The sequence below is a fragment of the Mycobacterium gallinarum genome (assembly GCF_010726765.1).
Lineage (GTDB): Bacteria > Actinomycetota > Actinomycetes > Mycobacteriales > Mycobacteriaceae > Mycobacterium > Mycobacterium gallinarum.
The window spans coordinates 1,844,817-1,865,366 of sequence record NZ_AP022601.1; the positions used below are offsets into that span (position 1 = coordinate 1,844,817).

Annotated in this window: 20 protein-coding genes and 1 tRNA gene; 5 read left to right on the top strand and 16 right to left on the bottom strand. The window is 65.8% G+C overall.

All coding sequences use genetic code 11. From position 1 onward, the window contains the following. Positions 1–41: 41 nt before the first annotated feature. Complete coding sequence (locus tag G6N42_RS09185) at positions 42–1,151, top strand: PLP-dependent cysteine synthase family protein (RefSeq protein ID WP_163728809.1); 1,110 nt, start codon at positions 42–44, stop codon at positions 1,149–1,151. Next, entirely contained in the window at positions 1,148–2,422 is a 1,275-nt protein-coding gene (locus tag G6N42_RS09190; RefSeq protein ID WP_163728812.1) for an MFS transporter, read from the top strand. Before G6N42_RS09185 ends, G6N42_RS09190 begins: the two co-directional genes overlap by 4 nt. Positions 2,423–2,546: 124 nt before the next feature. Here the strand turns inward: G6N42_RS09190 and G6N42_RS09195 are convergent, their stop codons facing one another. Then, entirely contained in the window at positions 2,547–3,950 is a 1,404-nt protein-coding gene (locus G6N42_RS09195) for a serine/threonine-protein kinase (RefSeq protein WP_163728814.1), read from the bottom strand. A gap of 167 nt (positions 3,951–4,117) precedes the next feature. Continuing rightward, positions 4,118–4,191: transfer RNA gene (locus G6N42_RS09200), tRNA-Pro, on the bottom strand. A gap of 90 nt (positions 4,192–4,281) precedes the next feature. Between G6N42_RS09200 and G6N42_RS09205 the strand changes: the two genes are divergently transcribed. Continuing rightward, positions 4,282–5,769, top strand: coding sequence for a cryptochrome/photolyase family protein (locus G6N42_RS09205; protein WP_174262041.1), 1,488 nt, complete (start codon positions 4,282–4,284; stop codon positions 5,767–5,769). On the opposite strand, the gene G6N42_RS09210 is transcribed toward G6N42_RS09205, so the two are convergent. The 8 genes from G6N42_RS09210 to G6N42_RS09245 form a co-directional block, all read right to left on the bottom strand. Continuing rightward, complete coding sequence (locus tag G6N42_RS09210) at positions 5,766–6,533, bottom strand: sulfite exporter TauE/SafE family protein (protein WP_163737226.1); 768 nt, start codon at positions 6,531–6,533, stop codon at positions 5,766–5,768. The genes G6N42_RS09205 and G6N42_RS09210 overlap by 4 nt on opposite strands. A 50-nt stretch (positions 6,534–6,583) precedes the next feature. Next, positions 6,584–7,516: a sulfite exporter TauE/SafE family protein gene (locus tag G6N42_RS09215; protein WP_163728817.1), complete on the bottom strand. Its 933-nt coding sequence runs from the start codon at positions 7,514–7,516 to the stop codon at positions 6,584–6,586. 204 nt (positions 7,517–7,720) lie between these two features. Beyond that, on the bottom strand, positions 7,721–9,124 hold the full coding sequence (gene der, locus G6N42_RS09220; RefSeq protein WP_163728820.1) for a ribosome biogenesis GTPase Der: 1,404 nt from the start codon (positions 9,122–9,124) through the stop codon (positions 7,721–7,723). Beyond that, on the bottom strand, positions 9,121–9,804 hold the full coding sequence (cmk, locus tag G6N42_RS09225; RefSeq protein WP_163728823.1) for a (d)CMP kinase: 684 nt from the start codon (positions 9,802–9,804) through the stop codon (positions 9,121–9,123). The genes der and cmk overlap by 4 nt, the downstream gene beginning before the upstream one ends. Beyond that, entirely contained in the window at positions 9,801–10,544 is a 744-nt protein-coding gene (locus G6N42_RS09230; protein WP_163728826.1) for a pseudouridine synthase, read from the bottom strand. The genes cmk and G6N42_RS09230 overlap by 4 nt, the downstream gene beginning before the upstream one ends. Next, positions 10,537–11,277 (bottom strand): SMC-Scp complex subunit ScpB, encoded by a 741-nt coding sequence (gene scpB, locus G6N42_RS09235; protein ID WP_163728828.1) that lies wholly within the window; start codon positions 11,275–11,277, stop codon positions 10,537–10,539. The genes G6N42_RS09230 and scpB overlap by 8 nt, the downstream gene beginning before the upstream one ends. Beyond that, positions 11,267–12,112 carry a segregation/condensation protein A gene (locus tag G6N42_RS09240; RefSeq protein ID WP_163737228.1) on the bottom strand — a complete coding sequence of 282 codons (846 nt, stop codon included), beginning with the start codon at positions 12,110–12,112 and terminating at the stop codon, positions 11,267–11,269. Before G6N42_RS09240 ends, scpB begins: the two co-directional genes overlap by 11 nt. 8 nt (positions 12,113–12,120) lie before the next feature. Further along, positions 12,121–12,981 (bottom strand): ParA family protein, encoded by an 861-nt coding sequence (locus tag G6N42_RS09245; protein ID WP_163728830.1) that lies wholly within the window; start codon positions 12,979–12,981, stop codon positions 12,121–12,123. Positions 12,982–13,110: 129 nt separating this feature from the next. Between G6N42_RS09245 and G6N42_RS09250 the strand changes: the two genes are divergently transcribed. Beyond that, on the top strand, positions 13,111–13,866 hold the full coding sequence (locus tag G6N42_RS09250) for an O-methyltransferase (protein WP_163728834.1): 756 nt from the start codon (positions 13,111–13,113) through the stop codon (positions 13,864–13,866). 18 nt (positions 13,867–13,884) lie between these two features. Here G6N42_RS09250 and xerD read toward each other — a convergent pair whose 3' ends face one another. The 6 genes from xerD to G6N42_RS09280 all read right to left on the bottom strand — a co-directional run bounded on the left by xerD (position 13,885) and on the right by G6N42_RS09280 (position 19,941). Then, the gene (xerD, locus tag G6N42_RS09255) at positions 13,885–14,832 is read right to left on the bottom strand and encodes a site-specific tyrosine recombinase XerD (protein WP_163728838.1); all 948 of its coding nucleotides are present in this window, start codon (positions 14,830–14,832) and stop codon (positions 13,885–13,887) included. Further along, positions 14,829–15,449, bottom strand: a complete 621-nt coding sequence (locus tag G6N42_RS09260) for an NUDIX domain-containing protein (protein WP_163728841.1) — start codon at positions 15,447–15,449, stop codon at positions 14,829–14,831. The genes xerD and G6N42_RS09260 overlap by 4 nt, the downstream gene beginning before the upstream one ends. After that, a complete protein-coding gene (gene pyrG / locus G6N42_RS09265; RefSeq protein ID WP_197905526.1) occupies positions 15,442–17,217 on the bottom strand; it encodes a CTP synthase in 1,776 nt (591 codons plus the stop codon). The genes G6N42_RS09260 and pyrG overlap by 8 nt, the downstream gene beginning before the upstream one ends. A gap of 117 nt (positions 17,218–17,334) precedes the next feature. After that, positions 17,335–18,276: a copper transporter gene (locus G6N42_RS09270; protein WP_163728844.1), complete on the bottom strand. Its 942-nt coding sequence runs from the start codon at positions 18,274–18,276 to the stop codon at positions 17,335–17,337. Between the two features lie 10 nt (positions 18,277–18,286). Then, positions 18,287–19,471 (bottom strand): putative cytokinetic ring protein SteA, encoded by a 1,185-nt coding sequence (gene steA, locus G6N42_RS09275; RefSeq protein WP_163728848.1) that lies wholly within the window; start codon positions 19,469–19,471, stop codon positions 18,287–18,289. A 92-nt stretch (positions 19,472–19,563) separates the two neighbouring features. Beyond that, the gene (locus G6N42_RS09280) at positions 19,564–19,941 is read right to left on the bottom strand and encodes a VOC family protein (protein WP_163728851.1); all 378 of its coding nucleotides are present in this window, start codon (positions 19,939–19,941) and stop codon (positions 19,564–19,566) included. 31 nt (positions 19,942–19,972) lie between these two features. Here G6N42_RS09280 and G6N42_RS09285 point away from each other — a divergent pair, with 31 nt between their 5' ends. After that, on the top strand, positions 19,973–20,548 hold the full coding sequence (locus G6N42_RS09285; RefSeq protein WP_163728853.1) for a TetR/AcrR family transcriptional regulator: 576 nt from the start codon (positions 19,973–19,975) through the stop codon (positions 20,546–20,548). Positions 20,549–20,550: the final 2 nt, after the last annotated feature.

The window sequence follows — 20,550 nt, forward strand, 5'->3', positions numbered from 1 at the left end:
GGCAAAGAACGTCGTGGCATCACCGAAAGTGACCCACGTTCATGAGCCCTGCTCTGTCCGTTCACTCGCCACACCACTACGCCGTCCATCATCAACACCTGCGTCGCTTCGACAAGCCCGGCACGATGATCGGAAATACACCTGTCTTGAGGATTGCGGCGCCGTTCACTGACGACAATCGCGGGTTTTGGGCCAAACTCGAAGGGTTCAACCCCGGTGGGATGAAGGACCGTCCCGCCCTACACATGGTCGAACAAGGCCGCGCCCGCGGCGACTTACGGTCCGGCAGCCGCATCGTCGAATCAACAAGCGGCACATTGGGACTGGGGCTGGCCCTGGCCGGCACCGTGTATGGCCACCCAGTGACTCTGGTCACCGATCCCGGGCTCGAGCCGATCATCTCGCGGATGCTGACCGCCTACGGCGCCGACGTCGACGTCGTCACCGAACCGCATCTTGAAGGTGGGTGGCAGCAGGCGCGACGTAATCGAGTGATGGAGATCCTCGAATCAGACCCCGACGCGTGGTATCCGGACCAATACAACAATCCCGACAATGTCGACGCCTACCGGGGTCTGGCCGAAGAGCTGTCAGCGCAACTGGGCACCATCGACACCCTCGTCTGCTCTGTCGGCACCGGAGGACATTCGGCCGGGATAGCACGGGTGCTCCGCGAAACCAATCCCGAACTGCAGCTCATCGGCGTTGACACCATCGGCTCAACCATCTTCGGTCAGCCGGCACGGCCCCGATTGATGCGAGGGTTGGGGTCAAGTATCTACCCTCGCAATGTGGACTACGCCGCCTTCGATGAAGTTCACTGGGTCGCTCCCGAGCAGGCCGTATGGGCATGCCGCACGCTGGCCGCTACCCACTACGCCACAGGCGGCTGGAGTGTTGGCGCGGTCGCTCTGGTCGCCGGTTGGGTCGCTAGGACCAATCCGTCCAGCGCAACCATTGCGGCGGTCTTTCCCGATGGGCCGCAACGCTACTTCGACACCATCTACAACGATGATTACTGCAGCGCCAACGGACTGCTTGCCAGCAGCCCGCCGCGAAGTCCAGAACTCATCACCGATCCACGCAATCACGTCGTCACGTCCTGGACACGTACGTCATCAATCACAGATCCGACGGTGGTGTCGCGATGAGCTTCATCGCGCAGTTTCGCAGCTTCGGCTGGCCAAGCCGGTTGTTGATGGTCAATCAGTTCGGCATCAACCTCGGTTTCTACATGCTGATGCCCTATCTCGCCGGCTACCTCGCCGGTCCGCTGGGGCTTGCCGCGTGGGCGATCGGACTGGTCCTTGGCGTGCGGAACTTCTCGCAGCAGGGCATGTTCATCGTCGGCGGCACGCTCGCTGACCGTCTCGGTTTCAAGCCGCTGATCGTCGCCGGGTGCTTACTCCGCACCGCCGGATTCGCCCTGCTAGTGGTCGCCGATTCGCTACCTGCCGTGCTGATCGCCTCTGCGGCAACAGGTTTCGCGGGTGCTCTGTTCAATCCAGCTGTTCGCGCCTACCTCGCCGCCGATTCAGGACCACGCCGCGTCGAAGCGTTCGCGACATTCAACATCTTCTATCAAGCGGGAATACTGGCCGGGCCGTTGGTGGGGCTTGCGCTGTTGGCCCTCGACTTTCGCATCGTCGCAGCATCGGCTGCGGCCGTCTTCGCGATTCTGACCGTGGCCCAACTGTTCGCACTACCGCAGCATCGTGGGACGCCGCAGACCGAGAAGAGCACCGTTCTGCAGGACTGGCGGACCGTCCTCGCCAACCGATCCTTCCTGCTTTTCGCCACCGCGATGATCGGCTCCTACATTCTGTCCTTCCAGGTGTACCTGGCGCTGCCGTTACACGCCAAAATCCTCGTACCCGCGCATGAATCCCTTGTCGTGGCAATGGTCTTCGTCGTGTCGGGGCTTGTGGCCGTTGCCGGACAGCTGCGCATCACCCGATGGTTCACCAGGCGTTGGGGGTCCGGGCACTCGCTGGTGATCGGCATGCTGATCCTCGCCGCAGCATTCACGCCGATGATCTTCATTCCCAACGGAGCACGGTTCGGCGAGCTCGCCGCAGTCATAGCCCTGGTCGTTGCGGCAGCAGTACTTGCTGTCGGCTCCGCGGCAGTGTTTCCCTTCGAGATGGATGTCGTCGTCTCACTGGCCGGTAACCGATTGGTCGGTACGCACTACGGCTTCTACAACACGATCGTGGGCATCGGCATTCTGGCAGGCAATCTGGCCACCGGCGCGCTGATGCAAGCCGCGCGCACCGCTGGCCATGAAGAACTCATCTGGCTCGCGTTGACGGCGGTCGGGTTGGCGGCTGCCGCGGCGCTCTACCGGCTCGACCGCGCAGGACGAATGGTCCCCGAATTGCCAAGCACCCCAGGGTATATCGCTCAAACACGAAAAACATAGGCGTCGAGTTGGCCGCGATAACAGTTGAGGGCGCGGAGCTGAATGCTGAAGGTCCACAGGAGAGTGAGTACATGCGGCGAGCCCGTCCCGGCTGAAAATACCCTGAAAGCCCGGCTATTTCGGCTTACCGTTTCCCGCCATTTCCGTTGGCGTTCCCTTTGTTTCCGTTTCCGTTCCCGTTGTTTCCGTTGCCGGTCTTCCGATCGCCAGCACCCCTGGCGCCATTGATGATGCCGTTTTCGTCGCCGCGGCTGACACTGCCGGAACCATTCCCGCTGGCGCTGCCGCCTGAGCCGCGACCGCTGAAGCTGCCCGTGCGGCGTAGTTCGGGTGGCCTCGCTACCTCCACCACGCGTGTTGGCGAGGGCTGTTCCGCCTCCACAAGCACCACGACGGGCACAGGAGAGGGAGGAACGGTCGGCGCTGTCGACAGGGGAACTTCTGTCACCCCAATAGGGGAAGGCACTGGGGTGCTGACGCTGAAGGTTTCGGGCGCGGTCGTGGGTGTCGTCGACAACGGATTCGACGTTAAGGCAAGCACCGCCAGTGCCACCGCTCCTAGTAGGACACCGGACCCGGCAACTTTGAGCACCCGCTCCGGTGAGCGTTTGACCGAGGCAGCCGGCACCGCATTCACCACTGCCGAGCTCTTGCGTCGAACTCCGAATACCCTCGGCGATCGCCCATGAGCAATTGCCGGAACGGGACTGACGAGGGCCGTCGTATCTCCGTCCAACGCCGTCCGCATAGCATCGGCGCTACCGAATCGCCGGAGCGGATCTGGTGACATCGCACGCTCGATCACGTCGGCAAGCACTGGATCGATGTCTGGACGCAAATCCTTCAGTGGGAGTGGACGGCCCTCGATGATCGCATGGGCCAGCGGCATTATGTCCTCTTGCGAGAACGGCTTTTGACCCGTCAGCGCCTCATACCCAACGACACCGACGGCGTAGAGATCGTCATCAACGGATGCAGGCTTGCCGCTAACCCTGTCTGGGCTCATGTAGGCCAGCGTGCCGACGATATGACCAGTCGTCGTATGGACAGATGTGGCGGTCTTCACAATTCCGAAATCGGCAACTTTGACGGTGCCCGATGGCGCGACCAGCAAATTGCCGGGCTTGATGTCACGATGCAGCATTCCCGCATCGTGCGCGACGGCAAGAGCCGCGAGCACGTCGCGCAGCGCCGCAAAAGTCTGCGCCTCAGAAAGCGGTCCGAGCGCTATCTGGTCGCCGAGGGTGTCGCCCGGCAGTCGCTCCATCACGATGAACGGAGTCTCGTTGTCGTTGCCAATGTCGTACACCCGGACAATGTTTGGGTGGTTGAGACCGGCCGCCGCGCGCGCCTCGATTTCGAACCGTTGCCGGACGTCGGCTTGCGAGCTCAGACCCCGGCGAAGGAGCTTGATAGCCACGGGGCGGCTCAAGCGAGTGTCCCAGCCGTCACACACTTCGGCGGTAGCACCGAACCCCAGCACGTCGCGAAGTTCGTAGCGTCCGCCAAGCAGCCCGACGCCGTTCATGACCGTTAGGTATCCGTAATGTCCGCAGTACAAACCCTCATCAAACAATTAATTGACGGTGCCGCTAACTGGCCTCCGGGATGCAGGACCGGCCTGTGATGGCGCCAGCATCATGTCCCCGACCAATAGAAATCCCGCTCGGCTACCGCCGGCGGGTTTCGATTTTGTCGGGCTGACAGGATTTGAACCTGCGACCACTTGACCCCCAGTCAAGTGCGCTACCAAGCTGCGCCACAGCCCGCGGTGCTGCCGGGATCGCCGGCAGCAGATCGAAAGCCTACCGCAGCGCGCCGTCACAATTGCAATCGCTCGGGCCGGGTACTCGCCACCTGTGACCGCGCACGATGACACGCCGCTCTGGCTCTTCGCCGACCAGTTGGGGCCCGCGGTCTACGGCGGAGAGCACGCCCACCGCAAGATTCTGCTCGTCGAGGCCACCTCCGCGCTGCGCCGTCGCCGCTACCACCGGCAGAAGCTGCACCTCGTCCTGTCCGCGCTCCGCCATGCCGAGCGCGACCTCGGCGACCGGGCCACTCTGCTCAAAGCCGACACCTACACCGACGCTCTTGAGCGCTTCGGCCGCCCCGTCCTGGTCCACGAGCCGACTTCGCACGCCGCCGAGCGGTTCGTCCACCGCCTCAAGAAGCACGGTCTCGTGGCCGACATCCTGCCCACCCCTACCTTCGCGCTCCCCCGCGCCGACTTCGCCGAGTGGGCCGGCAACCGCACGAGATTCCGGCTGGAGGACTTCTACCGCGACCAGCGCCGCCGCTTCGACGTCCTCATGAACGGTGCCGAGCCCATCGGCCGGCGCTGGAACTACGACGAGGACAACCGCGAATCTCCACCCAAAAAGCAAGCGACACTTGACGCTCCGAAGCCCTACCGCCCCCGCGAGGACGACATCGACGACCAGGTGCGCCGCGATCTCGACCGCATGGACATCGACACCGTCGGCGACGACGGCCCACGCCTGTTCGCCGTCACACCGTCAGAAGCCAAGCGAGCGCTGACCCGCTTCATCGACCACCGCCTCGAACTGTTCGGCCGCTACGAGGACGCCATGATGGGCCAGGACTGGGCCATGTCGCACTCACTGCTGTCCGTCCCGTTGAATCTCGGCGTCCTGCATCCTCTCGACGCCGTCCACGCTGCTGAGCAGGCTTATCGACAACAGCAGGCTCCGCTGGCCGCCGTCGAAGGCTTCATCCGGCAGATCCTCGGCTGGCGCGAATACATGTGGCACCTCTATTGGCACTTCGGCCCGGCCTACCTCCGCGACAACAAACTCGAAGCGCGGGCCAAGCTGCCGGACTGGTGGATCGACCTGGACTCCGACGCCGTGACCGCCGAATGCCTGCGCCACGCCCTGATGGGTGTCCGCGACCGAGGCTGGACACACCACATCCAACGGCTCATGGTGCTGGGCAACCACGCGCTGCAGCGCGGGTACAACCCACGCGAGCTGACCGAGTGGTTCGCCACCGCCTACGTCGACGGCTTCCGGTGGGTCATGCCGACCAATGTCATCGGCATGAGCCAGCACGCCGACGGCGGCAAGCTCGCCACCAAGCCCTACGCGTCCGGCGGCGCCTACATCAACAAGATGAGCGACCACTGTGCAGACTGCGCGTACGACCCGAAGAAAAGGCTCGGCGACGACGCGTGCCCGTTCACCGCGGGCTACTGGGCATTCGTGCACCGCCATCGAGACCTGCTCGCGAAGAACAACCGCACGCAGCGGGCGGTGTCATCGATGGAGCGACTCAAAGATCTCGACGCGGTACTCGAACAGGAGAAGGCGCGGACGCACTTCTAGATCGTCAGCAGCCGCCACAACCCGATCAGACCAACGACGACAATGAACGCGCGCAGCGCATTGGGCGACAGTCGTCGTCCGTAGTGGGCGCCGAGGAACCCGCCGATTGTCGACCCGAGCGCGATCAGCCCGGCGGCCAGCCAGCTGATCCTGTCGAACGCGACGACCGTGTAAGCGACTGCCGCAACAATATTCACGACCAGCGAGAGCAGATTCTTGGCCGCGTTCATCCGCTGCATGTTCTCGGGAAGCAGCGCGCCCATCGCGGCGATCAGCAAGATTCCCTGTGCGGCGGTGAAGTACCCGCCGTAGATGCCCACCGCGAAGGTCGCGATGACGAGCATCACCATCTTCCGCGGCGACACGTGTTCCGCCGACTCGCCGGCCGCCTCCGATCGCCGCCGCGCCCAGTCCTGAATACGCGGCCCGACCACCACCAGCACCAGCGCGAGAATCAACAGCACCGGCACGATCTGCTGGAACACCTTCTCGGGCAGGTGCAGCAGCAGCCACGCGCCCAGCCCTGCACCGAAGAACGACGCCGGTAGCTGCCACCGCAGCCGATGCCACTGCCCGCGCAGTTCGCGGCGGTAGCCCCACGTACCCGACGCGCTTCCGGCCACCAGGCCGACGGCGTTCGACATCGTCGACGTGACCGGTGGATAACCCAGCGCAACCAGCGTGGGGAACGTGATGAGGGTGCCCGACCCGACGACTGCGTTGATGGCACCTGCCCCGACGCCGGCGAGGGCAATCAGGATCATGTCGAAAACGGGCACTGGAGCGAGCCTAGTGCTCGCGGCTCAGTGCCTGATCAGCGCTCGTCGACCGGATCCACCCGCTCGGCTTCGGCGACCTCGGCCTCGAGTTCTTCCGGGACGAAGGCGGGCGCCTTCGACAGCCTCCACGCCAGGTAAACGAACGACGCCCAGGCCACCACGATGCCGGTATAGATCAGCGTCGACCACGGCGAGGTGATGCCGAAGTACTTCACCAGCTTCTGCGAGTTGGTCAGCACGATCACGCCGCCGACGGCCGTGCCGAGCAGCGCCGGGCTGACCCGACTCACCAACCACGCCGCCAACGGCGCGGCGATCACGCCGCCCAACGCCAGGCCGAGCACGATCGGCAGGTTGTGCAGGAACTCCTCGCGCAGCCCGACCAGGAATCCCAGTGACGCCGACAACGCGATCAGGAACTCCGAGGCGCTCACCGAACCGATCACAGTGCGCGGCGCCGTCTTACCCCGCGAGAGCAGCGTGCTGGTGGTCACCGGACCCCAACCGCCGCCGCCGGACGCGTCGATGAAGCCGCCGAAGATCCCCAGCGGTGTGAGGAACTTCGCGCTGAGCTTGCTCCCTCCACCGGTGACCGCCGGCGGGGTGCGCAGCGAAAAGCGCAGCAGCACATAGATACCGATGGCCAACAGAATGGCCGCCATCAACGGCGCCGCGTCCTCCGTCGACAGGGACGACAGCAATGTCGCACCGAGGAACGCGCCGACCGCGCCGGGGACACCCAGCTTCACCACGATCGACCAGTCGATGTTCTTGAATTTCCAGTGCGACAGGCCAGACGCGAACGTGGTGCCCACCTCGGCGAGATGGACCGCCGCGCTGGCTTGGGCCGACGCGACACCGCTGAGCACCAGAAGCGTCGAGGCCGTGACGCCGAAGGCCATGCCGAGCGCGCCATCGACGAGCTGCGCGCCCACACCGACCAGGGTGAAGATCAAAAGAGAACGCATGAACTGGGTTGCTTTCGAGTCGGGCGCCTACGGGCGACCAGGGTTATCGGACGCGTTCAGGGACGCGGACAACACCAACGGTCAGGCACGTGACGAGGCTACTTAGCGGCACCGACCCCGGGGAGGGTTGGAATCAGCGTGATTTTGCGGGATTACGGTGCGCTGACGACCGCTCAGCGAGCGTCAGCGCACCGAAATCGCCGACTATCGAGAGCGTGAGCCGCGCTTCTCGCGCACCCGCACGTTGATCCGGATCGGGCTGCCCTCGAATCCGAACGTCTCGCGCAACCGCCGCTCCAGGAACCGGCGGTATCCGGCCTCCAGGAATCCGGTGGTGAAAAGCACAAATGTCGGCGGCCGAGCCGTGGCCTGGGTGGCGAACAGGATCCGCGGCTGCTTACCCCCGCGCACCGGTGGCGGGGTAGCGGCGACGATCTCCTTGAAGAACGTGTTCAAGCGGCCGGTGGGCACACGGGCGTCCCACGATTCCAGTGCCGTCTCCAGGGCGGGCACCAGCTTCTGCACCGCGCGTCCGGTCATCGCCGAGATGTTGACCCGCGGCGCCCACTGCAGCTGCGCGAGCTCCCGGTCGATCTCCTTTTCCAAGAGGTAGCGGCGGTCCTCATCGACGAGGTCCCATTTGTTGAACGCCAGTACCAAAGCCCGGCCGGCCTCGATCACCATCGACAGCACGCGCTGGTCCTGCTCGGTGAGCGGCACCGACGCGTCGATCAACACGATCGCGACCTCGGCGGAATCGATCGCGCCGTGCGTACGCACCGACGCGTAGAACTCATGCCCGCTGGCCTGCCCCACCTTGCGACGCAATCCGGCGGTATCGACGAAACGCCAGAGCTTGCCGTCCATCTCGATCAGCGAGTCGACCGGGTCGACGGTCGTGCCCGCGACGTCATGCACCACCGAGCGCTCTTCTGCGGCAAGACGATTCAGCAGCGAGCTCTTGCCGACGTTCGGCTTACCCACCAGCGCGACGCGGCGTGGTCCTCCCCCGCCCGACGCGATCTCCGACACCGTCGGCAAATCCTCGATCAGTTTGTCGAGCAGGTCGGCCACTCCGCGGCCGTGCATCGCGCTGATCGGGTGCGGCTCACCTAGCCCCAGCGACCATAGGGCGGCGGCGTCGGATTCGCCGCGCTCACTGTCAACCTTGTTGGCTGCCAGGAAGACTGGTTTGCCGGATCGCTGCAGCAGTTTCGCCGCGGCCTCGTCGGCCGCCGTCGCGCCCACCACGGCATCGACCACGAGGATGATCGCGTCGGCGGTGCGCATCGCGACCGACGCCTGCTCGGCAACCAGCTGTTGCAGTCCCTTGGCGTCGGGTTCCCATCCTCCGGTGTCCTGTACGACGAAGCGGCGTCCCAGCCAGTTCGCGTCGTAGGAGACCCGGTCCCGAGTGACACCGGGAACGTCCTGCACCACCGCCTCGCGACGGCCCAGAATCCGGTTGACCAGTGTCGACTTGCCGACGTTGGGCCGCCCGACCACGGCCACCACCGGTGGCGGCGCCGCCGCCTCCTCGATAGCCTCGGCGACGTCCTCGGCCCCGAGCTCCCAGTCACTCTCGTCAGCCCACGTGCCGTCTGTCATTTCGACGCACCGGCGCGCTGCTCGGCCAACTCGGTCAGATGCGCGACCACCTCGGGCTCGGTCATGTCACTGGTGTCGACCACCACCGCGTCGTCGGCGGCACGCAGCGGGGACACCGCGCGGGTCGAATCCAGATGATCCCGGCGCTTCACGTCAGCGAGCACGCTTTCGTAGTCGTCCTCACGTCCGGCCGCGACGTTCTGGTCGTAGCGACGCCGCGCCCGCTTCTCGGCCGACGCCGTGAGAAAAATCTTGAGGTCGGCATCGGGCAGCACGACCGTCCCGATGTCGCGGCCCTCGACAACGACGCTGCCCGGCCCTTCGGCGAGCTCGCGCTGAAGCCCGACCAGGCGCGCGCGCACCGCAGGCACCGCCGATACCGCGGACACCGACTTCGTCACCTGATCACCACGGATCTCCCGCGAAACATCCTCTGCGTCAAGGTAAGCCTTGTCCTCGTCGGGATCGTAGCCCACCGACAACGGGACATCCGCAGCGACCACCTCGATCGCAGGCGTATCGGCCAAGTCGACACCGGCTCGCAGGACGGCCAGGGTGACGATGCGGTACATCGCTCCGGTATCCAGGTAGCGGGCATGTAGGGATCGCGCCAAACCCCTTGACACCGATGACTTTCCGGTTCCGGCGGGACCGTCGACCGCGATGATCAACCCGCTCACATCCCCACCGCCTTGTACAACGTGCCGAGCTCCTTCTGTGTCAGCACCCGGATGGTGCCCGGCCGCTGATCCCCCAATGACACCGCCCCGATTTCGGTGCGCACCAACTCTTTCACCGGGAAACCGACGGCCGCAAGCAGCCGGCGCACGATTCGTTTGCGGCCTTCGTGCAACGTGACCCGCACCAACGTCTTGCCCGGCACCGTGTCCACGACGGCGAAATCATCGACGCGCGCGGGGCCGTCGTCCAGTTCGATCCCGTCACGCAGCTTGCGGCCCAGGCCGCGCGGCACAGTGCCCATCACCGTCGCCAGGTACGTCTTGGGTACTTCGTAGGACGGATGCATCAGGCGGTGCGCGAGCTCGCCGTCGTTGGTCAACAGCAGCAGTCCCTCGGTGTCGGCGTCCAGCCGGCCGACGTGAAACAGCTTCTTGTTACCGCGAACCCGGTGCTCGACCAGATCGCCCACGCACGGGCGCCCCCGGTCGTCGGACATCGTCGAGTGCATGCCCTTGGGCTTGTTGATCGCCAGGTGCACCAACGTGTCGTCGACGGTGATCCGGGCGCCGTCGACCCGGATGACCGAGACGTCGGGGTCCACGCGAGTGCCCAGTTCGGTCACGATCCGATCGTCGACCTCGACGCGCCCGTCGAGGATCATCTTCTCGGCGACCCGGCGCGATGCAATTCCGGCCTGCGACAACACCTTCTGTAAGCGCACGCCCTCGGATTCAGCCATCCGCGTCTTTGTCCAGATCGAAGTTCGTCGGCGCCTGCGCCGCCGGCGCACCGCTGAGCTTCATGAAACGCGGCTCCTCGTCGAGTGTTTCGCTCAAGTCGTCGATCACGTCGACGTCGGGCAGCAGCGGCGCGATGTCCGGAAGGTCGGCCAACGACGTCAAGCCGAGCCGCTCCAGGAACAGTTCGGTGGTCGCGAACGTCACCGCACCCGAGTCGGGGTCGACGCCTGCCTCCGTGACCAGTCCACGCGCAAGCAGCGTTCGGATGACCGCGTCGACGTTGACGCCGCGCACTGCGCTGACCCGCGCGCGTGTCACCGGCTGGCGGTAGGCCACCACGGCCAGCGTCTCGAGCGCGGCGCGCGTCAACTTGGATCGCGTACCGTCGAGCAGCAGCCGCTCCACGTACGGCGCGAACCGCGCGCGCGTGTACATCCGCCAGCCACCGCCCGCCTCGCGCAGATCGATCCCGCTGTCGCGGTCGCGCAGTTCGTCGGCCAACGCCTGCAGCTTGGCCCCGACCCGGAAGGCGGGCTGCTCGGTCGCGGCGGCGAGCTGCTCGATCGTCACCGGCGTGTCCACCACCAGCAGCAGCGCCTCCAGCACCGACCCGAGCTCCGAATCCTCCAACTCCGGCGCGCTGGCCACATCGATGCCGAGATCCAGCCCCTCATCGAGGTCCGTCTCGACCGGGGTGTCAGTGGAGACGTCGGTCGAAGTGTCATCCGTCATAGTGGTCTTCTTCCACCGCCAGGTGTTGATGGGTAGGCCGTTCGCCGGTCCACGAAATCTGGAGCGCACCAAGCGGTTCTGGTTGTTCGAATGCTACTGCCTTGGCCCGGTACAGCTCGAGCAGCGCCAGGAAGCGTCCGACGATCTCGATCGGTGCCGCACAGTCGGCCACCAGGTCGCCGAACGACGCCCATTGTCCGACGCCGCGGCCCTCCAGCAGCGCCATCAAGTTAGTGACCTGCTCAGGCACCGACACCGCCACCTGGTGCAGGTGTTCGAGCGCGACGGTCGGCACCGGACGCGGGGTGAGCGCCGCCGCCGCGACCTGGGCGAATGTCTCGGCGTCGACCCCGATCATGACCTCGGGCAACAGGTCCTGGAAGCCCTCGTCCAGCGCCACCGCCCGCGGATAGCTGCGCAGTGCCGCGGACTCGAGTTCGGCGAACATCTCCGCGACGTGTTTGAACGCCCGGTACTGGAGCAACCGGGCGAACAGCAGGTCACGGACCTCGAGCAGGGCCAGATCGTCCTCGTCGTGCACCTCCCCGGCCGGCAGCAGCCGGGCCGCCTTGAGGTCCAGCAGCGTGGCCGCGATCACCAGGAACGTCGTCGTCTCTTCGAGCTCGAGCTGGACGCCGATTTCCTTGGTGTACGCGATGAAGTCGTCGGTCACCTGATGCAGCGCCACCTCGGTGACGTCGAGGCGATGCGCGAAGATCAGCTGCAACAGCAGGTCGAACGGCCCTTCGAAATTGCTCAGCCGAACCTGAAAGCCCGCCTGCTGCGACCGGTCAGCATCTGATGTCGCAGTGTCGTCGGTTCCGGCCTCGGTCACCGCTTCGATCACGCGCCGAACCGGTCGATGACCTCGCGCGCCAATGACCGATATGCCTCAGCACCAACGGATTTCGGCGCCCACGAGGTGATGGGTTCACCGGCGACGCTGGTTTCGGGGAAGCGCACCGTACGGGTGATGACGGTGTCGAACACCAGGTCGCCGAATCTTTCCAGAACTCGGGCCATGACTTCGCGCGAGTTCACCGTGCGCGGGTCGTATCGGGTGATCAGAATGCCGCCGATGGACAGCTTCGGGTTCAGCCGGTCGTGCACCTTGTCGACGGTATCGGTCAGCAGCGCCAGTCCGCGCAGTGAGAAGAACTCGCACTCCGTCGGGATGATCACCACGTCACTGCACGCCAGCCCGTTGACGGTGAGCAGACCCAGCGACGGCTGGCAGTCGATTAGCACGTAGTCGTAACGGTCCAGCACCGGGTAGAGCGCGCGGGCCAGGGACTGTTCGCGGCCCACCTCGTTGACCAGTTGGATCTCGGCCGCCGATAGGTCGATATTGCTCGGCACGAGGTCGAGATTCTTGACGCGGGTATTAATCAGCACGTCGTCGATCGACACCCGCGGTTCGATCAGCAGGTTGTGGACGGTGTGCTCGAGTTCGTAGTGCGGCACGCCCAGGCCCGCCGACAGCGCACCCTGCGGATCCAGGTCGACCAGGAGCACGCGACGCCCGTACTCGGCGAGGCTGGCGCCGAGGTTGATGGTCGACGTGGTCTTGCCCACCCCGCCCTTCTGATTGCACATCGCGATGACCTTGGCCGGACCGTGCGAGGTCCTCGGCTCAGGCTGGGGGATGGCTCGCGGTGGACGGCCGGTCAAGCCGACGCCGGCGACTTCGTCGTCGTCAGCCACGCCGACCGTCGCTGGTCAGGCAAGACGTAGGCATGGCGGACATCCGGGCAAGTTTAACGGGAGGTGACTGCCTGGTCTGCCAGACCCGCAGGCAACTTTTCCCCCGAGATCCCGCCTAGGCTGGTCCACGTGAGCCTCAAGCGCCGCATCCCCTTCCTGCGTTGGTCGTTCCTGCGGCTGGCGGTCGGGTCCCGCAACATCACCAAGACCGGTCAGATCGGCGACGGACGAGAACAAGCCGCCGCCGACTACGTGGTGGCCAATGCCCGGCGCGGCGACATCGACGACGTGATCGCCAAGGTCGACGAGTTCGCCTACGAGAAGTCGTTTCTGATCAACATCGGGGACGAGAAGGGCGGGCTGCTCGACGCCGCGGTGCGCCGCGCCGACGCCAAGTTGGCTCTCGAGCTGGGCACCTACTGTGGCTACGGCTCGCTGCGGATCGCCCGCGCCGCGCCGGAGGCGAAGGTGTTCTCGGTCGAGCTTGCCGCCGCCAACGCCGAGGTGGCACAACGCATCTGGGAGCACGCCGGAATCGCCGACCGGGTGACGTGCGTGGTCGGCACGATCGGTGACGGCGGAAAGACACTCGACGCGCTTGCCGGCGAGCACGGCTTCGCCGCAGGAGCGCTGGATCTGCTGTTCGTCGACCACGACAAGGCCGCCTACCTGCCCGACCTGCAGGCCATCCTGGACCGCGGCTGGCTGCACAAGGGGTCCGTCGTGGTCGCCGACAATATGCTGATCCCGGGCTCCCCCAAGTACCGCGAGTACATGCGCGAGCAGCAGGGCAAGTTATTCGCCACGGTGGAGCACAAGACGCACGGCGAATATCAGACGCTCGCCCCCGACCTCGTGCTCGAGTCGGAGTACCTGGGCAGCTGAGGTCAGCATCACCTCGCTTTATTGCGCCCGAGGGTGCGCCCCCGCCCACACCTCGCGCAGCGCCGTCACCGTGACCATCGTGTAGATCTGCGTCGTGGTAACCGATGCGTGGCCGAGCAGCTCCTGGACGACGCGGACGTCGGCCCCGCCGTCGAGCAGGTGCGTGGCGAACGAGTGCCGCAGCACGTGCGGCGACACCGCCGACGTGATGCCCGCCCGTTCGGCGGCGTCCTGAAGCACCTGCCACGCACTCTGACGTGAGAGCCGTCCGCCCCTGGCGTTGAGGAAGATCGCGGGGGTTCCGCGTCCGCGGCGGGCCAGCTCGGGCCGTCCGCGCACGAAGTAGGCGTCCAACGCCGTGACCGCGGGCCGGCCGACGGGCACCAGACGTTGCTTTCCGCCCTTGCCGCGAAGCAGCACCGACCGTGCCCGCGTGTCGATGTCGTCCAGGTCAAGGCCGACGGCCTCCGAGATGCGCGCCCCGGTCGAGTAGAGCAGTTCCAGCAGTGCCCGGTTGCGCAGCGTGAGCGGGCCGTCAGCCTCACTGTCACCGCCGGCGCCGTCCAGCAGCGCGAGCACCTCGTCGATCGTCAGGCTCTTGGGCAGCCGTCGGCTCGGCGTCGGTGGTTTGACGGCCGACGCGACGTTCAGCGTGGTGAGCCCTTCGGCCTCGGCGAAGCGGTGCAGCCCGCGGACCGCGATCAGCGCTCGGGCGGCCGAAACCGCGGACAGCGGAACCGCTCCAGCGTCGGGATCGCCACGGCGCAACGCGACCAAGAAGTCGCTGACGTCAGACTCGGTCACCTTCGCCAGGTCGTCGATGCCGCGCAGGGTCAGGTGTTCGGAGTAGCGCCGCAGATCTCGGCGGTAGGAGCTCAGGGTGTTGGCGGCGACGCCGCGCTCGATGGTCAGGTGGTCGAGGTAGCCCTGGAGCTGGTCATCGAGGGCCGGGCGAAAGGTCGTCATTGCGCGGCCTTGCGTTCCGCCAGCCTGTGCGGCCGGTCTATCCACGGCGCGTCGACGGGGCGCAGCTCCCCCGTGTTCGGCATCGCGTTTGCGGCCAGGATGCCCGCCACCGCAAGAGAATTGACGATCTCGCCGGCGAACACCATCCGCACCGCCTCAACCAGGGGAAACCACTTCAGCTGCAGATCGGCTTCCTCGTCGTGCGCCTCGGGCCGTCCGACATTGGTCAGCCCGGTCGCGAGATAGACGCGCACACTCTCGTCGGTGAACCCCGGCGTCGACACGAGATCGGCAAGAACACGCCAATCCGACGCGGCGAGGCCCGCCTCCTCCTCAAGCTCCCGCGCCGCGGTCAGTTGGGGCGCCTCGCCACCGAGATCCAGCAGGCCCGCGGGCAGCTCCCACAGCCGACGGCCGATCGGGTGCCGATACTGGTAGACCATCGCGACGTTGTTCTCGTCGTCAAGCGCGACGATGCCGACCGCCCCGTAGTGCTCGACGACTTCACGCTTGGCGATGTTGCCGCCTGGCATGCGCACTTGATCGGCGCGTAATGCGAAAATACTGCCGACGTAAAGGATTTCGGAGTCAGCGGTCTCGAAATCGTGTTCAGCCACGGGCTTCCGTTTTTTGCAACTCGGTGTCGCGCAACTGCTGTCCGACCTCGTCGGCGTGCTCCGAGCCGTTCGCGTGCTCCGGAATCTCCATCCCGGGAAGTCGCTCCTCGGCCTTGTAGTCCAGCGCCGCGCCGACGAACGCGACGAACAGCGGATGCGGCCGCGTCGGCCTGCTCTTCAGCTCCGGGTGCGCCTGGGTGCCGACGATGAACGGATGCACGTCGGCGCCGTACTCGACGAACTCGACGAGGTGACCGTCCGGCGACGTCCCGCTGAACCGCAATCCGCTCTCGGCGATCCGGTCACGATACGAGTTGTTGACCTCGTATCGGTGCCGATGCCGTTCGGACACCTCGCGGGCGCCATAGGCCTGCGCCACAATCGAATTCGGCTCCAGTACCGCCGGATAAGCACCGAGGCGCATGGTGCCGCCGAGGTCGGCCTCGCCGGCAACGGCGTCGCGCTGGTCGGCCATCGTGGAGATGACGGGGTCGGGGGTCTTCGGATCGAACTCCGCCGAGTTGGCCTCGGTGATGCCCACTGAGCGCGCCGCCTCGATGACGATGCACTGCAAGCCGAGGCACAACCCGAAGACCGGCAGGCCCCGTTTGCGCGCGTACCGGATGGCGCCGATCTTGCCCTCGATGCCGCGGATACCGAAACCGCCCGGAATCAGGATGCCGTGGACGTCCCCGAGTGCAGCGGCCGCACCGCTGTCGGATTCACAGTCGTCGGAGGCGACCCACCGCATCTCCACCTTGGCATGGTGGGCGAAGCCGCCCGCGCGCAACGCCTCGGCGACCGAAAGGTAGGCGTCGGACAGGTCGATGTACTTGCCCACCAACGCGATTCGCACCGTCTCGCGCGGCTCGTGCACACGGTGCAGCAAGTCGTTCCACTGCGTCCAGTCGACGTCGCGGAACGGCAGGTTGAGTCGGCGCACCACATAGGCGTCCAGTTCCTCGCGGTGCAGCACCTTGGGAATGTCGTATATCGACGGGGCGTCCGGAGTGGAGATGACACCGTCGATGTCCACGTCGCACATCAGCGCGATCTTGTTCTTCAACGGTTCGGGCACGTCGCGGTCGCACCGCAGAATCAACGCGTCGGGGCTGATACCGATGCTGCGCAGCGCGGCCACCGAGTGCTGCGTCGGCTTGGTCTTCAGCTCGCCGGACGGCGCCATGAACGGCACCAGCGAGCAGTGCAGAAAGAAGCAGTTCTCGCGGCCGACTTCGTGGCGCACCTGGCGCGCGGCCTCCAGAAACGGCAGCGATTCGATGTCGCCGACGGTGCCGCCGATCTCGGTGATCACCACGTCGGGACGGTGCCCGGCAGGATCCGGGTCGGCCATCGCCAGGATGCGCCGCTTGATCTCGTCGGTGATGTGGGGAATCACCTGCACGGTGTCACCGAGGTACTCGCCGCGGCGCTCCTTGGCGATCACCGATGAATAGACTTGCCCCGTCGTGACATTCGCCGACCCGTACAGATTGCGATCGAGGAACCGCTCGTAGTGGCCGACGTCGAGGTCGGTCTCGGCACCGTCCTCGGTCACGAAGACCTCTCCGTGCTGGAACGGGTTCATGGTTCCGGGGTCGACGTTGAGGTAGGGGTCCAGCTTCTGCATCGTCACCTGCAGGCCGCGCGCCGTCAGCAACTGTCCGAGGCTGGATGCGGTCAGACCTTTTCCGAGGGAGGAAACCACACCCCCGGTGACGAACATGTGCTTCGTGGGGGCCTGCGGGTGCTTGCGTAGTGCTGGCAAGAGCAACCTCCGTGACAACGCGGCAGGGGCTCGCTGTGAATAGCTGGGGCCTGCCGACCCACGGAACCCAACCCTAACACCGACGCCGACAAGCCGTCGCTGACGCGCCGCCCGTCGTTATTGCGGGATGGTTACCGATGCGGCGCCCTGGCCGATGCCGTACTGACCGGGCTTGCCGCCGGCTATCAGGTCGCCGAGAGCCAGCACGGAGGTGATCCGGCCGGACTCCGAATCGATGTCGTCGACGGTGCTGACGGCGGTGCCCAGCGAGGCATCTGACCTCGCGACGGCCACCGCGGCGGTACCGGAGGCCGACCCGTCGCGTCCGGCCAGCACCGTGCCGGAGCCGTGCGGAGCCATCCCGGCCGCGAACCTGGCGACGGTGGAGCCCTGGTTCCCGGCGTCCTCGGGCAGCGCACCGCCCGTCACGATCAGTGCGGTGTCGGCCGGGCCGATGCGCTCGGTGCCGTAGGTGATGAAGCCGGTGTCGCGCAGCGTCGCCAGCACGGTGTCGCGCTGCATGTCGTCGACGACGGACACCTTCGGGTCCCTGTTGATCAGCAGGCTGATGCCCAGCAGATCACCGGCCTGCGAGCCCTGATCGACCGACGTGGTGCTCAGCTGTTTCCCCGCGGGCACGATCGGCGAGTTCACCACCGACAACAGTTTCTCGGACGAATTCGCGTTGACGAATTCGGGTGTCAGGCCCACGGTCCCGGCGATGGTTCCGCCGGCCTCGGACACCAGGCGTGCCAGCCCCTCGACGTCGTCCTGTGCCGCATCCGGCGTACGGAAAATCACCACTGACTTGCCCTTGAGCGAGTCACGTAAGATCCGTGGCGCCATTTGGGAATCAAATTCCCCTGCTGCGCTCAGCTTTTCGTTGATGGCGTTCTTGTCATCGGTGAGCGTGTTGATCTGGTCCTGGAGTTCGGCCTTGTCCGCACGCAGGCCCGACAGGACCGTATCGGAGAGCAAGCCGGATCCCAGCGCGACCCCGATGGCCAACGCAAGGAACACCGCCGCGAGTGAGATCGCATGTGAGCGCAGGGAAATCATGTCATCCCCTTTAAGTGACCCAGCCCTGAACCCAGAGCGCGAACCGGTTCCAGTAGTCGACGACCCAATCGACCAGTGCTGTATCCGCTCGCGACACCCACAGCGCGACGATCACCGCGACAAGCATGGCGAGCACGAGCAACGCGATGGCCCCACCGGAGACCCGGCTGCGATACAGCGTGGCGACGGCCCTGGCGTCGACCAGCTTCTCCCCCACCTTGAGGCGCGTGAGGAAGGTCGACGGGTTGCTCTGCTGGCGCGACCGGTCGAAGAACTCTTCGATGCTTGCGCTGTGGCCCGCGGTCACGATCAGCGAGGCGCCGTGGTGATCGCACAGCAGCAGAGCGAGGTCGGCGGCCGATCCGGCAGCCGGGAACGTCATTGCCCCGACACCGAGGTCCTGAATCCGCTCCAGACCCGCGGCGTGCCCGTCGGCGTCGGCGGGCAGCACGACCTGCGCGCCGCAACGCAGCGCGTCGGCGCTGATCCGGTCCGGGTCACCGACGATGAGCTGCGGACGGTAGCCGGCCTTGCGCAGCACGTCGGCTCCGGTGCCGACGCCCACCAGCACCGGTTGGTACTCCTTGATGAATGGCTTGAGGGCCTTCAGGTCGGCAGCCGAACTCGGCTCCTCGGCCACGATGACGACGTGGCGGCGGTTCATGTCGACGTCGATGTCGGGGATGCCGATGCCGTCGATCAGCAGCGGGCTCTCGCTGCGGATGAACTCGATGGTGTTGCCCGCGAAGGCCTCCAGGTGTGCCACCAGTCCGCTCTTGGCCTCGTGCATCAGTTCATGGATTTCGTGGTCGGAGCGCTCGGCGCCGAGGATCAGGCGACGGTCACCGGAGTAGACGCCGCCCTCGTGCAGGCGCACCCGCGCGCCGTCCTTGACCTTCTTGAAGACCTCGTCGCCGGTGTCGTCGATCAGGGTGACACCGTTGGCGACCAGCACCTCGGGACCGAGATTGGGGTACCGGCCGGAGATCGACGGTGACGCGTTGACGACCGCGGTGACGCCGGCCTCGACGAGAGCGTCCGCGGTGATCCGGTCCAGATCGAGGGCGTCGAGGACGACGATGTCCCCGGGGTTGATGCGTCTCAACAGTCGATCGATGTCGCGGTCGACGCGGGCTGTGCCGGTGATGCCCGGGCGAGAGCTGGCATTGCGGGATAGCAGCGCTGACATCTTCATGCGGCGATTCTGTCGATAGCCGCCGCGTCTCTGTCGGAGGCGCGCCGTAACATGCGCCTCAGAAGTTCACTTCAGTCACAACTGCAACACAATTAGGCATAGGGCTGAAACATCTCGACAAGGTTGCCCGCCGGGTCCGGCACGAGCGCCTGCCGTCCGCCTCTGCCGTCGATCACATCGATCCTCAAGTCCGCGCCGACCTTTCGCATATCCGCGACCGCCGCATCGAGATCGTCGACTTGAAGCTGAAATCGGTTCCAGCCACCCGGTTCTGGTCGACTGCCGTCGGCGAGCGTCTGGCCGGCGCCGCCGGCGCCGGGCGAGTTGAGGAGAAGCCGCAACTCTCCGCGGTTGAGCATCGCAAACCCCGGTGCCGGCCGCATCGCGACCTCGAACTGGAATACGGATGTGTAGAAGTCCACCGCAGCATCGACGTCGTCGACGATGTAGCGAACGCTGATCTTGTTCATCTGTGCACCTCCTAGCGTTTATGATACACATATGTCCCAAAAGTCGCAGCCCGATCCCCGCGTTGGCCACTCGCGGCGGGTGATATGCCGCGCTGCCCTCGAAGAGTTCGCAGAGACGGGATACGCGGGCTTCCGGATGGAGTCGGTGGCTGCGCGAGCAGGCGTCGGACGCAGCACGCTGTACCGGCACTGGCCCGACAAGGCCGCGTTGATCGCCGATGCGCTGGAGACCCTCAACGTGCAACCGAATCCCGACCGCGAACTCGTCGCCGGCACGGCCCGGCAACGCGTCGAGTTGCTGCTGAGCCATCTGGTCCGCGCACTCAACGACTCGCCGGTGGCAGCGTGTATCCCGGCACTGATTCAAGCGACGGAAAACGAACCGGCCATTCGCGAGTTCTTTCACCGCTATTCGGCTCAGCGGCGCCATCGCCTGACCGACGCCATCGCCGCCGGCGTAACCGATGGGCAGTTTCCGGCACGCGTCGATGCGGAGGCCGCCTCCGCGGCGCTGTCCGGCGCGGTGTTCTACCGACGACTGATGACGGATGACGTCGCCGATGCCGAGTTCATCGGCGCATTGATCGACACCGTTCTCGGAGACTGACT

What these genes read in the sequence shown, in the direction of transcription:
- G6N42_RS09185 (WP_163728809.1), top strand. Translation starts at nt 42, where the DNA reads ATGAGCCCTGCTCTGTCCGTTCACTCGCCACACCACTACGCCGTCCAT.
- G6N42_RS09190 (WP_163728812.1), top strand. Translation starts at nt 1,148, where the DNA reads ATGAGCTTCATCGCGCAGTTTCGCAGCTTCGGCTGGCCAAGCCGGTTG.
- G6N42_RS09195 (WP_163728814.1), bottom strand. Translation starts at nt 3,950, where the DNA reads ATGAACGGCGTCGGGCTGCTTGGCGGACGCTACGAACTTCGCGACGTG.
- G6N42_RS09210 (WP_163737226.1), bottom strand. Translation starts at nt 6,533, where the DNA reads ATGATCCTGATTGCCCTCGCCGGCGTCGGGGCAGGTGCCATCAACGCA.
- G6N42_RS09215 (WP_163728817.1), bottom strand. Translation starts at nt 7,516, where the DNA reads ATGCGTTCTCTTTTGATCTTCACCCTGGTCGGTGTGGGCGCGCAGCTC.
- der (WP_163728820.1), bottom strand. Translation starts at nt 9,124, where the DNA reads ATGACAGACGGCACGTGGGCTGACGAGAGTGACTGGGAGCTCGGGGCC.
- G6N42_RS09230 (WP_163728826.1), bottom strand. Translation starts at nt 10,544, where the DNA reads ATGGCTGAATCCGAGGGCGTGCGCTTACAGAAGGTGTTGTCGCAGGCC.
- scpB (WP_163728828.1), bottom strand. Translation starts at nt 11,277, where the DNA reads ATGACGGATGACACTTCGACCGACGTCTCCACTGACACCCCGGTCGAG.
- xerD (WP_163728838.1), bottom strand. Translation starts at nt 14,832, where the DNA reads ATGACGACCTTTCGCCCGGCCCTCGATGACCAGCTCCAGGGCTACCTC.
- G6N42_RS09270 (WP_163728844.1), bottom strand. Translation starts at nt 18,276, where the DNA reads ATGATTTCCCTGCGCTCACATGCGATCTCACTCGCGGCGGTGTTCCTT.
- steA (WP_163728848.1), bottom strand. Translation starts at nt 19,471, where the DNA reads ATGAAGATGTCAGCGCTGCTATCCCGCAATGCCAGCTCTCGCCCGGGC.
- G6N42_RS09280 (WP_163728851.1), bottom strand. Translation starts at nt 19,941, where the DNA reads ATGAACAAGATCAGCGTTCGCTACATCGTCGACGACGTCGATGCTGCG.
- G6N42_RS09285 (WP_163728853.1), top strand. Translation starts at nt 19,973, where the DNA reads ATGTCCCAAAAGTCGCAGCCCGATCCCCGCGTTGGCCACTCGCGGCGG.